The sequence below is a fragment of the uncultured Shewanella sp. genome, assembly GCF_947491715.1.
Taxonomy (GTDB): Bacteria; Pseudomonadota; Gammaproteobacteria; order Enterobacterales; family Shewanellaceae; genus Shewanella.
The window spans coordinates 45407-61746 of sequence record NZ_CANLKR010000029.1 but is presented as its reverse complement, the minus strand read 5'-3'; the positions used below and the strand labels follow the sequence as shown (position 1 = coordinate 61746).

The 16340-nt window shown below is 42.1% G+C and carries 11 protein-coding genes; all 11 read right to left on the bottom strand.

Annotated features, from left to right (window positions below):
* Window positions 1-2548: amino acid adenylation domain-containing protein (locus Q0779_RS17610; RefSeq protein WP_298774567.1), on the bottom strand; the 2548-nt coding region annotated here is incomplete at its 3' end.
* A 5-nt stretch (window positions 2549-2553) separates the two neighbouring features.
* Window positions 2554-3474 carry a diiron oxygenase gene (locus Q0779_RS17605; RefSeq protein WP_298774565.1) on the bottom strand — a complete coding sequence of 307 codons (921 nt, stop codon included), beginning with the start codon at window positions 3472-3474 and terminating at the stop codon, window positions 2554-2556.
* Window positions 3475-3496: 22 nt separating this feature from the next.
* On the bottom strand, window positions 3497-3718 hold the full coding sequence (locus Q0779_RS17600; RefSeq protein ID WP_298774564.1) for a hypothetical protein: 222 nt from the start codon (window positions 3716-3718) through the stop codon (window positions 3497-3499).
* Between the two features lie 81 nt (window positions 3719-3799).
* Entirely contained in the window at window positions 3800-5323 is a 1524-nt protein-coding gene (locus Q0779_RS17595; protein WP_298774562.1) for an APC family permease, read from the bottom strand.
* A 941-nt stretch (window positions 5324-6264) separates the two neighbouring features.
* Window positions 6265-7068: an HNH endonuclease gene (locus Q0779_RS17590; RefSeq protein ID WP_298774561.1), complete on the bottom strand. Its 804-nt coding sequence runs from the start codon at window positions 7066-7068 to the stop codon at window positions 6265-6267.
* Window positions 7069-7494: 426 nt separating this feature from the next.
* On the bottom strand, window positions 7495-9759 hold the full coding sequence (locus tag Q0779_RS17585) for a putative Ig domain-containing protein (protein WP_298774560.1): 2265 nt from the start codon (window positions 9757-9759) through the stop codon (window positions 7495-7497).
* Between the two features lie 107 nt (window positions 9760-9866).
* Window positions 9867-10421 carry a pesticin C-terminus-like muramidase gene (locus Q0779_RS17580; protein WP_298774557.1) on the bottom strand — a complete coding sequence of 185 codons (555 nt, stop codon included), beginning with the start codon at window positions 10419-10421 and terminating at the stop codon, window positions 9867-9869.
* Window positions 10422-10431: 10 nt separating this feature from the next.
* On the bottom strand, window positions 10432-12210 hold the full coding sequence (locus Q0779_RS17575) for a hypothetical protein (RefSeq protein WP_298774555.1): 1779 nt from the start codon (window positions 12208-12210) through the stop codon (window positions 10432-10434).
* Between the two features lie 76 nt (window positions 12211-12286).
* A complete protein-coding gene (locus Q0779_RS17570) occupies window positions 12287-13936 on the bottom strand; it encodes a serine protease (RefSeq protein ID WP_298774553.1) in 1650 nt (549 codons plus the stop codon).
* Entirely contained in the window at window positions 13933-14895 is a 963-nt protein-coding gene (locus tag Q0779_RS17565; RefSeq protein ID WP_298774552.1) for a hypothetical protein, read from the bottom strand. The genes Q0779_RS17570 and Q0779_RS17565 overlap by 4 nt, the downstream gene beginning before the upstream one ends.
* A gap of 199 nt (window positions 14896-15094) precedes the next feature.
* Window positions 15095-16111 (bottom strand): hypothetical protein, encoded by a 1017-nt coding sequence (locus Q0779_RS17560; protein WP_298774551.1) that lies wholly within the window; start codon window positions 16109-16111, stop codon window positions 15095-15097.
* Between the last annotated feature and the right edge of the window lie 229 nt (window positions 16112-16340).

The window sequence follows — 16340 nt, the reverse complement described above, 5'->3', positions numbered from 1 at the left end:
TTAGCACAGGGTGGCGCATCGCTATCATGTTGATACTGGCTAATAACACCTCCACATCGGTATCAGGCTGTAAACGGGCCAAAAGCGGTATGTGATAAGCATCACTGCCCTCTTCAAATTGTTCAATAAACCATAAACGCTCCTGCGCAAACGACAAAGACGGGGTGTTATCCTCTACGTGAGGAATAACAAGGACGTCCTCGTTTAACACCAGCGCCAGCCCTGCTATGGTTGGCCTCGCAAAAAATTGGGCTAACGGAATGTCTAGATTGGTTCGTTTTCGGCTTTCAGCGCTTAAACGAATGGCGCTAATCGAATCACCGCCAATGCGGAAGAAATTATCATTAACGCCGACTCGCTCAAGCCCCAGCACGGCTTTCCAAACCTCACACAGTTGACGCTCAATATCATTACGCGGCGCCACATACACATCGCTACTGATAAACTCAGGCTCAGGCAAGGCCTTGCGGTCTAACTTGCCGTTAATCGTCAAGGGCACATGCTCAATGACCGTGAAGGTTGATGGCTGCATATAATCTGGCAACACACTGATGAGTTGCTGGCGCACATCTTCAATAAAATCATCAATGAAGGTCTCGTTGTTGACTTCAGTATTATCATCACCTTGAACGATAATATACGCCGCCAGATACTGACGGCTGTCACCTTGATGTTCACTCTGCTCATCATTCGCATGCTCGCGGTCTATCACCACCGCTTGCTTAACGCCTTTTATTTGACTTAGCGCCGCCTCAACTTCGCCCAATTCAATACGGTAGCCGCGGATTTTAACTTGGTTATCCAAACGGCCTAAATATTCGAGATTACCATCGGGCAAGTAACGCACTAAATCCCCCGTTTTATATAAACGGGTATAGCCTTTTTCGATATCATTTTGGGTCGCAAAGGGATTATCAATAAAACGCTCGGCGGTTAATACTTCTTGGTTTAGATACCCGCGAGCCAATCCCGCCCCACCGATAAACAGCTCACCAGACACACCAATGGGCAGCAATTGCAATTCATTGTTTAATACATACGCCGTTATGTCTGCTAATGGTCGACCAATAACGGCATTTTGATAGGTCGGGTGAAGAGGCTGATAAGTCACATGCACCGTGGTTTCTGTAATGCCATACATGTTTACCAATGTGGGGCGGTTAACACCAAAATGAGCCCACCAAGACAACAACTTATCTTGAGCCAGTGCATCCCCACCAAATATGACATAACGTAAGTAAGGTAAATCAATATTATTGGCAATGACGGTATCGCTAAATGAATAAAAGGCATTCGGCGTTTGATTAAACACGGTCACCTTACGCGCATGACACAACTGCACGATTTGATCCACATCCCTAACCGCGTCATGCCTTGGAATAACCAGTTGACCACCATAAAACAGCGCCCCATATAGTTCCCAAACACTAAAATCAAATGTATACGCGTGATAAAGTAGCCACACATCATCAGCATTAAATTGATATTGCGTCTGCGCGGTGGCAAATAGCCTGACGACATTATTATGCGGTTGCATCACACCTTTAGGTTGCCCTGTGGTGCCGGAGGTGTAAATCACATAGGCTAAATCAGCAGGGCCACTGACGGGAACAAGGTTATCGCTAGATTGCTCGCCATTCGCTAATGGCACATCCACATTGATGAGTTGCAAAGGTGTGTTGACATCATTGAGTTCCTCATCTAACGCTTCGTTTAATGCCCTATTCTCTCTATTTAATGCCTGATTTAATGACGCACAGTGGTGCTGCTGCGTCAGCAGTATGGGCGCCTGAGTGTCTTCCAATATAAATAACGTTCTCGCTTGAGGGTACTCAGGGGAAATCGGCACATAAGCGCCGCCTGCTTTCAATACCGCCAGAATAGAAATGACCATCTCTAGGCTGCGGTCCAAATACAGTGCAATCAAGGTGTCAGGCGCTAATGGCTGATTGTGCTGAGCTTGATATTGCGCGCGTATATGATGCGCTAACTGGTTGGCTCTTTCATTCAATGCTTGGTAAGTCAGCTGCTCATCGTCAAATTGATTATTGCTAAAAACGAGGGCGATATTATCTGGTGTTTTTTCAACTTGTTCTTCAAACAATTGCTGCAGTGTTTTATCTTGTGGATAAGGTGCATCAGTATCATTCCAATCATATACTAACTTTTGATAGTCTTCTTGAGAAAGTGTTACTCTAAAATATTCATCTAAATTGACAGGTTCATAGGACGATATATTTAACTCTTGAGATATGAGTATTAAACTATCAATTATATTATCTATACCATATTCTTCCGACACTTTAAAACTATATTCCTGCCCTGTATTAATATAAATGCCTTGCTCTGATATCAACATGAAATTATTTACCATGCTAGATAAATCACCCTTAGCATCTAAAAAATTTTGATACTCAAAGTATATTGCAACATCTATTTCTGACTGACTTAAGGGATCCAATATTTTATAGCCGAAATCAAGAATATCAGACTTTAACTCATTATAGTCTTGACTGTTCTCTTCAATAAATATAGATAATTGTTTCATGATATTTAAACCCAACCTCTCTGTTTAAACTCTAAATACGAATATCCGTCCAATACCTTTGTTTTATCCAATACACGTAGAATGTTTTTTAACATTGGGTGATGCTTTGTTAATTTAAATGCACCATAAGTATCTTCAAGAGCCTTTTCTGCTTTTTCTATAGTTAAACCTATTGATTTTAACACTTGTTTGTCGAATTCAATCTGCACTTTCAAGTTAAGATATAATTCTATAAACTCTGCTAATACCTTCCCTATATTTTTTTTGTAGTCCTCACTTAAATTGTTCCAAGTATAAGAAAGTAAATTATAAAAAACGCCTGAATGACGTGCTTCATCGGCTAAATGATCTTGTATTATCTTTTGAAAATATGGATGTGTTTCATTTTTATCAGCCATCACTATCATATCTTTCGTTAATGTGTTTTCAGCCAAGCAAACACATATAAACTGAAACGCACTATGATACTGACTATCCATTTTATTTTTAATCGTTTTTATTGCTAGTTCTATTTCTATTGTTTCAGATAATGGCAGTGGCTCAATGCCTGTTTCTGCTTTAATTTGCAATATTGAATCAAACGCGACATATGCATGATAGGCTTCATCCACCATGATTGTATATAATATTATTTTTTGTTCATCATTAAAAATAATACCGTCAATGTTATCTGATATTGCTTTTAGGATTATGTCATTAACAACTCTTGTCTCTATAAATGCGATATCATTAGAATATTTATACAATGACTGAACCAGTAAAAACTCAATTGCTTCCCTCCCCTGAGATGAAACGTCAGGATGTATCGCTAAAGGCGCTTTTGAGATTGGATAGTAGTATCCATTAGCTGTTTTGTCATATACTATCCTAGGCTTACTTCTAACTGTTGCTCTTCTTTCCCACTTCTCTTGCAATGTACTGTTCATCGTAGCCCCCCCTTCTTAATATTTAAATAAACCAAAGCAATACTGTATTTTGGCCTGGATCCGGGTAGAACTGTTGGTCGTACCAGGTATTATCTTGAACAGGATGCAGCAAAAAGAAATCAATAGTGGTATTAAGCATGTTATTAGCAGAATAAAAATTGAGTCTTGTGTCATGTGTTGCATAGCATTTATCTCTCAATAAATTGGATATTGAATTATGTTTAATCTCCTTGTTTGAATACATTGATTTCCATGGCTTCGTCGGTATTACAGAGTATTAAGGGCTCATCAAGCTTATCTCTACTAATCTCTCTCATGATGGCGGCTAATCCATTTGTTGAGGGTTAATCATTTCGCTGGGAAATGTCGATTGTTGAGCGGTTAAGTGTTTTTCCCTATGCATGCGGCATTGCTCCACATAACGTCGACTGGTCACCAATAAAAAGAAGCCTGTGGCGAGCAGGCCGCCGAGTACCATGGACTCACAAAAGTAAATCAGCCACAAAAAGATTAACGGTGGGCTGGCAAATAATAAGTTGGCCTTGATATGCGACTTGCCTTGAAGTATGAGGTAACCGATGGATAATATGCTCAAGATGATATTGGTGAGTAGAATGTCTCGACTGGGCACGGTTAACATCAGGATGGTGATGATAATAAACACCATTAGCCCGAACAATTTAGTTTTGGGATTCAGGGCCGACATACTGATGGGCGCAGCCATGTAACCGATAAGATGTAACATGGTGACTATCACCATCAGTCCGGCCCAGTTTTCGGCTTGCAGAAGAAATAGCACCGCAATAATAAAGTTAACCATGATTGCGGGCGTCGAAAACCCACGTTTGGGGTGGATATTGCGACTAATAAAAGTGGGCGCCTGCTTCTCTTTTGCCATGGCCAATAACATGCGAGAAGAAGTGCCCAAATACGTGTACCCCACAGCCGATGGCGCAATGACACTGTCAGCTAGCAACAGTAACATTAGAAAGTTAAGGCCGAGTATGAGGGTTAACCCTACAATAGGGGAGTTCATGTTGAGACTAGGCCAGCCATTAGCGAGCATCTCGTGTGGCATGGCGCCCATAAACGCCAGCTGTAATAATAGATAAAACCCCAATGTGATGAGCACAGAAAGGATCATAGTTAATGGGATATTTTTTTTGGGTTTTTCTATTTCGCTAGCAAAGGAAGCGATGACTTGAAAGCCATTAAACGCATAGACCATGCCTGAGGCCACGATTGCCGTAAAAATACTTCCCGTTGAAAAGGCATCTTGACTCACTTGCGTGAAATTAGTGCTGTCAAAATGGGAGACTAATAAAATGACAATGACAAAAATAGGCGTGAATATTTTGAGTACAGTGATCACATTATTGACTCGGGCCAATAGCTTGAGTCCGTACCAGTTAACCAGTAAATAAAGACAGAGCAAGATTAAACCAATCCCTTTTCCCGCCCAAGTCAGTGTACCTGCTTGCATGATCCCATCACCAATAAAGGGCGCTAAATACTCTGTTGTAGCTTGGGCTTCGGTGGCGATAACAACAGACACACCAAACCAATTGGCAAAGGCAAAAGTCATGCCGAACATGGCATTATGACTGATGGCACTCATGCGCGTCGTGGCACCACTTTGTGGATACCGAGTCACGACTGATGAAATACACAAGCTGATCACAATAATAATGGCAGCGGCGACAATCCATGAAATGAAACCATAGTTACCCGCGTTTTGTGCGACCAATTGTGAGCTAAATAGCCAACCAGAGCCGACCATACAAGTGCAACACAGCAGGACGCCACTAAAAAGTGAGAGTTTATGGGGTGTTTCCGAATTTTTTAACATAAAACATTGACCTCAACGACTGCTTGTACAACTTGTGCTTGCGGTTTACTTTCCCATTCTTTTTTGTGAAATGAATGGATTTTCTCACCTGTACTTGTATATGGACTTAAGGGACCTAAGGTTATTTAGGCCTTATTGCTGATATTTTTAATCAGATAAATGAAAGAGGGTAAGTATTGTTTTGAACACCGTATGTTGCTCAACTTTGTCTAAACTTGTTCAGACTATGTACAGTGTTAATGTATTTGTTTGATTTTAATTATTTTTATTTGCTATTTGTTATTATAGTTAAATTATATTAATAATAAATTGGTAACATTTTAAACACCTTTTAGTGCTATTTGGTTAATAGAGAGTGTATCGAATAAAGAGGGTTAATAGGATGATAATTTGGGTCAAAATGAGTGAATAATGGGAATAAGAGAGATTAAATAACCTAGGTTGACCTAAGATAGCGGAACTTTGCCAAAGGTTACATTATATGAACTGGTAGGAGGACTTTAACCGTCAAAGATTATTTTTGTGTTTATTTGTTTGGGTAATAGCGCTTTATTTGTAATTGTTTTGTTTGTAAAAAGTTTCTTGTATGTTTTTAATATCATCTTATTTGTCGTCAGGTGGCAGAACAAAGCAGGCTATAAGCCATAATCATCGGCCTTTGTTGTGCTGTGCTGAGTTAGGTTGAATTGGTGTCTCTTTGCCTGAATGAACAGTTAGCGGTACAGTATAGGTCGTTTACGCTAGATTAATACATGTAGTGCAGTCATGGTTCATCGCGACAGATATGATTGATCATGTTGAGACACCCGCTTTAAGTCAATGATAACACTGTGGCTAAAAGCTGTTTTCAATGGCTTGTAGATGTTGTTATTAACTTTCCTCGCTGACTAGGTGCCTTGTCCCTATCACCCATCCCCCTCAGACCTCTTTCCTCATCAAGTCTACTTTCCTTTCCTTTTTACTAAGTAATTTTTTACAGAACTCCCCCTGTGACAACCTTTGTATTTTTTCATACCAGTACTAGTGATTACTTTCCTATTACCTTTAGAGGTATTACATGTACCGCATAACACTTGCGCATTTTTGGCGATTGCTCTTCCCCCTGATGACGCCGGTTTTATATGATCTATCTGAAAACCACCATCTCCTGTCCTTCTCCCACTTAATGTGGCGTAATTGACTAAGGCATGCTGAAATCCACAATGTACACATGTATGAAAGCCACCATTAGCCTTTTTAGCCTTATTTTTCTTCAGAATGGCGACTTTTTGTTGCTTCGTAAATTCCTCACGATTATTTCTGGTGAATTGTAGAGGCTGCGTAAAAAGAGAAGTTGATTGGTTTAGAAATTTAGATTTAAGTTGAGTAGTTTTTAAACAGGAGGAGCATCCACACCCGTTAATATGTGCCATAGTTTTCTGCTGAATAGCCTGTTTCATCGTTGCAGGAGAATTCAATTCAGAAAAATGGTTATTAGCTATACCCTTCCTTTGTGTCACAGCTTCAGGCCTGCTGCCCAAAAACCCAACACCTTGGATTAAATTATCTTGCATCTGAGCAGTAGAATGAGCAACAGCGCTATTTTGATCCGCTGCGGCTGTTATCTGCAACTGGGCAATGCTGTGACCTGGGCCTTTAGTTACTTTTTGGCCGAGATGTTGAGATGATTTTTGCTTGGTTAACGGTTTAAAGTTGACGCTTTGATGAAGCGATGTATTTATTTTTTTTGTTTCATAGGCAGGCATCACATCCCCTTTTATTTAGTAAGCGAAATTAATAGATAATTATTTATTAGCTGGTGTTTTTCTTCGCATAAAATAAAGATAGCAGCTTAGTATGATACCTGCTGTCAAAGCTTGTCACTCCTAAAGCCGTACCAAGGACGGTCACTTAGCCCAATATGTTATTTTCAAGAGTGAGAAATTACGATCGGCAAGAGCATACTTTGTTATAGCCCTAAAACCGATCTGAGGTTAAATATATAAAGTGACAGGGTACTTTCAATTTAACACATCCCCCAACACCCAGCTTCCCTCAATTTACCCACCCTAAAAACAAAAAAATCCGCCTCATAAAATGAGGCGGATTTTTATCGAACCTGTATTTATCCAACGCTAGAATTTAAGAAAGAGACACTACTAGTTCCGACTTAATTTAGCATTTAGGAAACATTACTCACTTATCACTAAATTCACTTGCGCATAGGCAAAATGGCCATTTTCGTTTTTAATAATATAATTGATTGTCACAAAACGATTATTTTGATTAGTTAACGTAAACTTAATCACACTGTCATCCACGCTGGCCACGCCATCGATGCTGATGGAAGCCACTAAGCTAATGTGCTCATTTGATTCATCATAATCATTATCTAACACATCGAGCACATACACTTTATCAATCGCTTCATCTTGCTCGATGACATCATTTTGCACTATCTCCTGGGCCTCAACCACATCCACAATGAACTGGGCTGTCGCCACTGCACCGATATCATCTTGTACACGGAGATCAAAACTGTCTTGCCCCACAAAATCGGCATCGGCCTGATAATACCATTGACCATTCACCTCGCTTAAATAACCAAAAGTGGGCGACTTGGCGATCACTAACGTTAAAGGATCATCATCAATATCCACCACACTGGGCGTAAATAGAATACGGCTTCCCGACACTAATACAAATTGCTCATCCACTATTGAGGGCGGATCATTGACATTCTCCACCTCCACCGAAAATATTCCACTGCTCATCTCTTGTCCATCGCTGACGGTAACAATCAAATGGGAATAAATCCCCACATCATCATTATGAGGTGTGCCGGTTAATTCCCCCGTTAACGGATTAAAACTAGCCCAATTAGGTTTATTTTCAATGTCAAAAGTGAGCCCATCGCCATCAACATCCACCGCCTCAAACTGAAAAAAATAATCCTGATCTTGATAAGCCAAAATCGGCTGTAGTGGATTGATTATTGGCGGATCATTAACATTAATCACTGTAATGGTAAAGACTAAACTGGCCTGCAACTCTGCATCAGAGGCGGTGATCCGTATATCGTAATCAATGCCGACATCATCATTTGTCGGCGTACCGAATAAGGTACCGGTTGTTTCGTCAAACATTGCCCAATCGGGTTTATTGCCAATACTAAAGGTTAAGCTATCACCATCAATATCTTGTGTCACTGGCGTAAAAGTATAGGCTTCATCCTGATAAACCAAAGGATAGGCATTACCTGAGATCACAGGCGAATCGTTAACATTGATCACTTCCAATTCAAAAGCCGGTAACTGTCCACTCACTATTCCATCCGTCACTGACAGCACAATATTAGGATAGATGCCAACATCACCATTATTAGGTGTGCCAGACAGCAACCCCGTTACCGAATCGATATGCATCCAAGTCGGCGCATTAAGTACTGAGAAAGTTAATGCATTAGCATCGACAGCATTGTGGAAAGGCGTAAATGCATATCGCTGATCTTGAAGCACTGTTAATGGAGGAACGCCTTCAATAAAAGGCGGTGTTGTCACACTGACTTTGGGTGCAATGCAACCTAAATAATCCCCATTAGCAACAAAATAAAGATCATATTCAGTGGCTTCTATTAATCCGCTCACCACCAACTCTGTCTCATCATTTGCCGTCAGTGAAAGGTTTCCCGCCGCAACAATTTCCACACTGGCATAATCCGTTCCACTGACAATCTCCTCGGCACTGGGCGCCACCTCCCCCTTTGGAATAACCAACCAATAAACACTTGCCGCTAAACTCGCATTCACCCTAACCATAACTTGATTGTGATATAAGTCAGTGACGCCAATAATCTCTAAGTGAGGGCTTATCAGGGTCGCATCGACATGAAAGAACTGCTCACCCGATGATAAAAATCCATCATCTTTGCCATAAGCATCAGGACCCGGTGCATTACCATAACAAATCGATAGGGTAAAAAGAGGCGCGCTGGCTTCTATCCAATACTCAGTAAACTGATTGAAATTAAATATAATATTTGAAGACACTAGATTGTGCTGAACAAGCACATCGCTGCCATCATTCGTCGAGCCAGCACTGCCTCTTGCACTCGAAAATGCCGTTTGCTCTAGCCCATCAGGACTGAGTAAATCGCCACTGGGAATTAAGCTCTCATCACTGCCATCCCCATCCGTTCCACTGCCTTGATGAAATCGATATTCCATTGTGGTGCTTGTCAATATTGCATCCACAGAATAACTGAATTCATTGATTTGATAAGCCCCACACTGCATCACAGTTCGATTGGCAATACGATTGAAACTGAATAAGCCAATATCACCACATAAATTTGACTCATCACCAATATTCTCACTGGACTCAAGCAAAAATGGCGCACAAGTCAGCAACCATAGCAGGATGCCACGGCGGTTATTTTTCAATACATTTTTCATCATTAACAGACTTTTAAAAGCGTGCCACTCACACATGAACGGCACAGAGTTATCGAAGGGAAATGGAGGAAAGCGAGATAAAAGTGACATTAATCCATGATTAAATAGACTTAAGCCGTTTCACCTTTTATCAGCCAAGATTCTAATAAATCGGCTTCCTTGTTACGACGAGTCATATACATATCTTTGAAATCACGTAAATTTTCAAGTGCTGCAAACCAATCACCGGATGACACCTGACGCCAAAAGTTAGGCGTGCGAATAGATAAATTGCCATATTGAAATGCCACCGAGGCAATCACAGTTTGACAAGGTGAAGGTAAGCAATCAAAAGGCACAAAACCATGGGAATCTTGCCATAAGGATTCAAGTCGCTCCAGAGCCTGTTTCTTTGCATAACCGTTAATTTCAGACACCTCACCTGAGCATAGCGCCAAAGGTGAACTCACTAAGGCGGCTTGAGCTTGCTGTTTTCTCAACCCAGCATAAGGCGTGAGTTTTTTGGCCAGCTCAGGGGGAAATACCTGCTCCAATTCACAACGGGAACGCGCCCCCAGATCAAATCCACAACCTATCGTCACCCCTGACTGACTGTGCTCAGGATCCGGCACATAGGCATTAAGCGTGTTGCCTTCTAACGCTTCTATAAACGTAAAATCTATCATGTCATCTTCCTTATGGAGTAAAAGTCAAAGAGAAAAGTTGAACAAATATTGTGACATCAGAGTAATATCGATACCTTTGATAGGCTTGATGCGCATCTAATCGCAAATCAACGGATAAGATCCCCTTATCATTCGCTTCTTTTTGTAATGCATTCACATCCAGCTCAAGTAAAGTGTGCCACTCCCCTTGGCTGTCCATCCCCTGAATGACGGGCTGAGTCCCCAAATAATCCTTGTGCGCACTCAAGTGGACTCTTTGCGCCTGAAAAGCATTAAAATATTCAATTGATAACCACTGCGGCTCACCTGCTGCAATACCACTTAACCAAAAATGGCCTTGATCTTCAATCACGTTTTTGGGTGAAAAATACAATGAGGATGTCAGTACCGACTCCGGCTGCACTGATGGATCATTGACACACCTCCCTTCGGGCTCATCAGTGCCAATGAATACACAAAAGGCTTCGAGCCAAATGACATTTGGGGGTAAGGAGTACAAGCGAAACGATGAATATGCAGCAGAAAGTGCCAAAGGGGACAATAAGGTTAGGGTGTTCTTCTCATCCAGCTGTCCCTGAGCGGTAAGGGAGCCAGATAAGTTATCCGTTAAGTCTACCCACACAGGCTCCTCAATACTTCTCCCTTGTAATTTAAGCTCAACACCTTGAAACCGTTTATCTACAGACAATCTGAAATAGCTTGGTCGAATGGATTGCGCATAATCCAATTGGATCCATTCATTGACCCCACTTTCTTCTTGACTCACCCACCACCATGTTTTTTCTCTGATATTACTGATTGTGGGTGACCAGTGACTACTTGATGCGCTGATCTGCTTGATCTCATTGTCATCAGGCACTGGGGGATTGAATATCATCGCTTGTGTCAACGCACTAAAATCCAGCGGTGTCGTCGCTGCAGTGTCAATTTGGTTGGCCACCTTGGTCGGCACCTTAGGCATTTCAGGTAACGTGGTTAATGCTTCAGTTGCTTTTAATACGCCTTTTTGAACACGCTCTAATGTATTTTGCAGCTGAAGATTGGTCGGATCCACGCTAAAAGCCTGTAATGCTAAAGAGAGGTCATTAATGGCATGAATGTCACTTGAAAAACTGGCATTAATTAAACTCAATAAGATTAACTGTTCACTCATTCCTTCAAATTGCACTGTTTCATTTAAATCAATTTGCGATAAAGAAAACAGATCCACATCACCGGGTAGCACCAAGCCTAATGCCCGTAAAATCACTTGACTGGCATATTGCCCATACCGCGCAAAATCCTCATCTTCTCGCTCAAGCAGTATAGGGGTTGCAGTATCTAAATAGGTTTTCGCTAAATGCGTTAAACTGTTTACCTGTGTCATTTGATTTTGATTATCATTGAGATGCTTTAAATCCACATAGCTTGATAATTTCAAGGCATCTAATCCCACACTTGGCATGATGTCATTAAATTGATAAATGACTTGCGTACTCTGATCAACACAGGTTTTAGCATCACACCGCATACGCGTCTCGTCACCTGCCACCACCTCTATTGATAACTCACCACTCAGCTGACTAAAAAGGGGAATAGAGACTTTCCCCTGACTATCAGACTCCCCCTTCCACAGCCAATGACCTTGATTATCAAACACGCTAACGGAGGCCTTTTTCAATTGCCCCTTAAGAATGGATGCGTTTAACAACCACTTTTTATCGCCCCTTGTGACTCCCTCTTCTAAACAAGCAGGTAAAATCACAACCAATAAACACAACAACAGCACGCGAATTTGCTTTACTCTCATACATACGCCTATAACAATATAAAAAATAAAAGAGATAGCGCCCCAAGAGCCAACACTCAGGGGTCAAAGTTAAGGGTTAAGGATTAAGAATTAAGGGTTCAGGGGTAAAAATGCGATTCGAAAAAGACGTTAAATGGGTGCTAGTGAGTACATGAAATGCGGTGAGTACTTGTCTGCAAAAATCATGTTGTAACCTCGATAGCATTGCTTGCTGACAATTTAAGCCCTTATTGCGCTTAATTTGCCTGACAAACGACACAGTAAACGGATTAATGATCCCCTGAGCTTGAAACCACGCATTACGGCTAATGGCAGCAGAATAGTAATTTAACTCAAATTTATCCTTAAAAGGCTCTAAAAAGTCTGAAAATACCGCCCTTAATACATAACGATAGCTCCCTGCTCGCTCAATTTGGCGTAATTGGCTGTATTCATCATAATCCCCTTCTTGATTCAGCTCTTCCCAATGTTGATCGGCAATATCATTTAAAAAACGCATCGGGGTTTTCACCACCCTTAATTGACGCTCCTCACTGAGCAAGCGAGCATGATATTGAATTTCAAAGGCACAAGTACGGCACAATCCCTGCCCCTTCGCCAATAAAAAACCATCATCGGTGATCAGCTCAGCCCCCGCAGGCACCACAATATTTAATCCATAATGGGGATCGGTATACACATCAAATAACTGATTTTGATAATCAATGCTAATGTCGGGAAAGAAATGACTAAAAATGGTTAACACATGATTGAGCAACTTAGGGGTGCCGGATGATGCTATCATTTGTGCGTAACGTCGCTGCTTGACCTTAATAAAGCGAAACTGCTGATAAGTCACTTCCTGATAATCGACGCCAAAAGGAGAAAAGTCATGATCCTTTTCCCATAAAGGGCTGGCCACCGCCGAGGCAAAAAACCAATTAAATGGATTGTTATCATGACGCTTTCTAGGGGACTGTAATTGGGCTTTTTTCGGTGTTATCGTTCGTCTGTCTAGCGAAAATAATAGACTCTTTTGCGCCATTTTATTCGGCAAGCTTGCCTTATTCGATTGCTCTAACGCGGTTAAAAATGATGCAGGGATCACCCAACTCACATTCGCCGCCCCATTTTCCAGTCCACCATTACCAATGCCTATCAAGCGCCCACGTAAATCAACCACGGGGGCACCTGAGTAGCCGGGTAATAAACTGCCATCTAAATAATAAATCGGTAAAGTGACACTGGGCATATTGGTTTGTTGCAAAATAGCCACCGCTTGCGGAGGCAATAACTGCTGCAATATTTCCGGTTTGGCATAGCCTTTCAATAACTCTCTGGTACTCATGCCCAATGCCCCATGGTGATACCCAAGGGCGGTGATACGCGTTTTATAAGGCGGTTTCTCCCCCTCGAAGTCCTCTAGAGGTCGCCATTCTTTGATGGGACGGCTGACTTCCAGCAACACCAGATCCGCCTCCATCAATACCGCCTTAACCTTAGCCTTACGTCGCTTTTTACCAAATTCAATGATGATCTGACTGTTGGGACTGTCCTGCATCACATGTAAAGACGTCACCACTTGAGACGGTGTTTTCCAAACAAATCCACTCGCCACGGACACTAAGCGTCCTTTGTCCTTAACTTGCACCCTCACTGTCGACTGACTCAAGGTTTCAGGATCAAATTCGGCTTGCACATTCAACGCAGCCCATAGGCAAACTAAACACCAATAATGACATTTCATTTCACTGACTCGCATAAAAGAGGAGAAGAATAGTTAAGGCTTGCTGACTTGACACTCGTGGGCACATTCTGCTGTTGAATATGCTCAGTAATGGGTTGCCAGAGTGGTTGAGTAGCAAGGTGCGTTAACCACAGATCACTATGATAAGTTTGTTGAATACGCCTCAATGACAGGCAGGCCGTTTCAGTCATTGCTTCATCAGCGCGCCATGGTACAGGCAGTTCACACACTAAGTGTTTAACCAATAACAACAGCGCTTTTTGATGTTCACTGGCAATATGCTGGCGAACATTTGTGGCTAAAACTTCCCATTGCCCACCGGTAAGTTCAACATTATTCATCACCTCATCCAGAGGTAATGAGTCATCTGTACTCATTAATTCATCACAGGCTTGGGCTTGAACACTGGCGGAAAAGAGCAAACTTGCATGCTGCTGGTGAGCAAATGTTGTTGGCGCCATTGCAGCCGAAGACGCCGTCGATGCAGGCACCGGCGCTGCAGATGGCTTAAGCGCCGGCTCACTGAGCTGCTTTTCAGGATCAACTTGATTTTTCTGAGTCCGGGCGGCTGCCACAGTTTGGTTAACAGAAGCCACTGCATGCTCAGTGTTCAACGGTGTGCCGAAAGCTTTAATATGAACCAAATTAATAGCTTGCTGTTCATTAAAGCCCACGGCTAAATAGCGGCTTTTAAGCTCAAAAAGCGAAGGCGAAAGGGTATTATGACTGCGCACATAAATGCCCAAATAGGCCCCCAACACACAAGCAAAGCCAAAACTGCCCAACCTCATGGCTTTGGCCGCACTAAAGTGACCATCATTTAAGCCTAACATCGCCCCCAGTAAACTGGTTAGCACACTCAGTAGGGTCGCTACCGTTGGAGTGACACTGCTTCCCATGATCACACCTAAGAGTAACCCCACCCCCGCGCCCGCATAACAGGCCAATAATAACGGCATCATTTATCCATTCTATTCATCAAAATACAACTGCCCATAAACCCCTTCCACAAACGAGGCCAATAGCAATGACGTTACTCATCACGATTCATCTCATCAAATCATCAAAATACAACTGCCCATAAACCCCTTCCACAAACGAGACCAATAGCAATGACGTTACTCATCACGATTCATCCCATCAAATCATCAAAATTTGTTAGCGAATTAATAATTGAGGGATTTTATTGCGACGTGCTCGGCGCTTGCCTTGTTTCAAACCAAACTGATACTCGAATTTAAGTAAGGCGCTACTGATCTGGCCACCCCTATTAAATTGTGCCTGCTCGATACGAAAAAAGACCGACATGGCAGGCGTTAAACGATAACGGAGTTCACTCCCGACAGAATAGAGAAAGGATGTATCCCAAAAGCTATTGGGATCGAAGGCGGGGTAGTAAGACAGTCGGCCATAAATATCGCACTCCAGCGCAAAATCAAATCGATAACGATAATGAGTTAGCACACTATAAAAGTGCTGGGACACATTTTTAAAATCACTGTCCCCAGGTAACACTTGCCGATAACTGAAAATTGACTCAAGCGTGAGATCGCTGTGATCAAAATCGAACCGATAAGCGCCCATCAAGCCAAAACCAAACTCTTGATCAAGATAACTGCCACCACCTTCATTATTTGCATATTGGCTCTGTCCATAATACCCATCTAGGCCGACACTCCCCCCTTGGCCCACATCATATTCAACAAATAACTCCGTTTGCCCCCGACCTCGACGGAACATGAGCGGCTCAATGATAGCGAGATCACTTTGAGTGTGTTCAACCACTTCCCCTTCTAGCGTAAATTGCTCATAGATGACATCGGCATAGACCGAGGTACGCTTAAACAGATTCCCGCCCAAGGTGAAAGACACAGTACTGACATCATATTGGGCGTCTAACTCACTTTTTTTAAATGCCAAGTTCGTCGGCGTTCGGCTTAACCTTATTTGCCTCACCTCATGTGCGACATCGAGGTAATAATTGAGTTTTTGATACCAATCACGCTGCCTTGTTTTATCAAACACAAGATCACGAGTGATTAATTCAAATTCATCAGGCAAGTCATTCTGTGCTTGAAGTCCCCCTTGTTGGGCTAATAACACTGAAGGCTGAGCACACAGCAAGATCCCCCCTAAAAGCGTTAAACTAAGGGCTTTAAAACAATCATCAAGCATAACCACCCCTTTCCTTATGAGCTAACCCAGTATTAAGCCGCTTAAACATTCACTAAAAGCACGTTAGCAAGCGGTATTTCGGTATATGAAGAAATAAAAAATGAAGAAGTGAAAAGTGAAAGGTGAAAGGTGAAAAAATGAAAAGGGTTAACAACTCAAAAGTGGGGCCAACAAGGTTTAAACTTGTGCTATTCCAATGGCGCTTTCACCGCGCTTGTCCTTCGCCCTC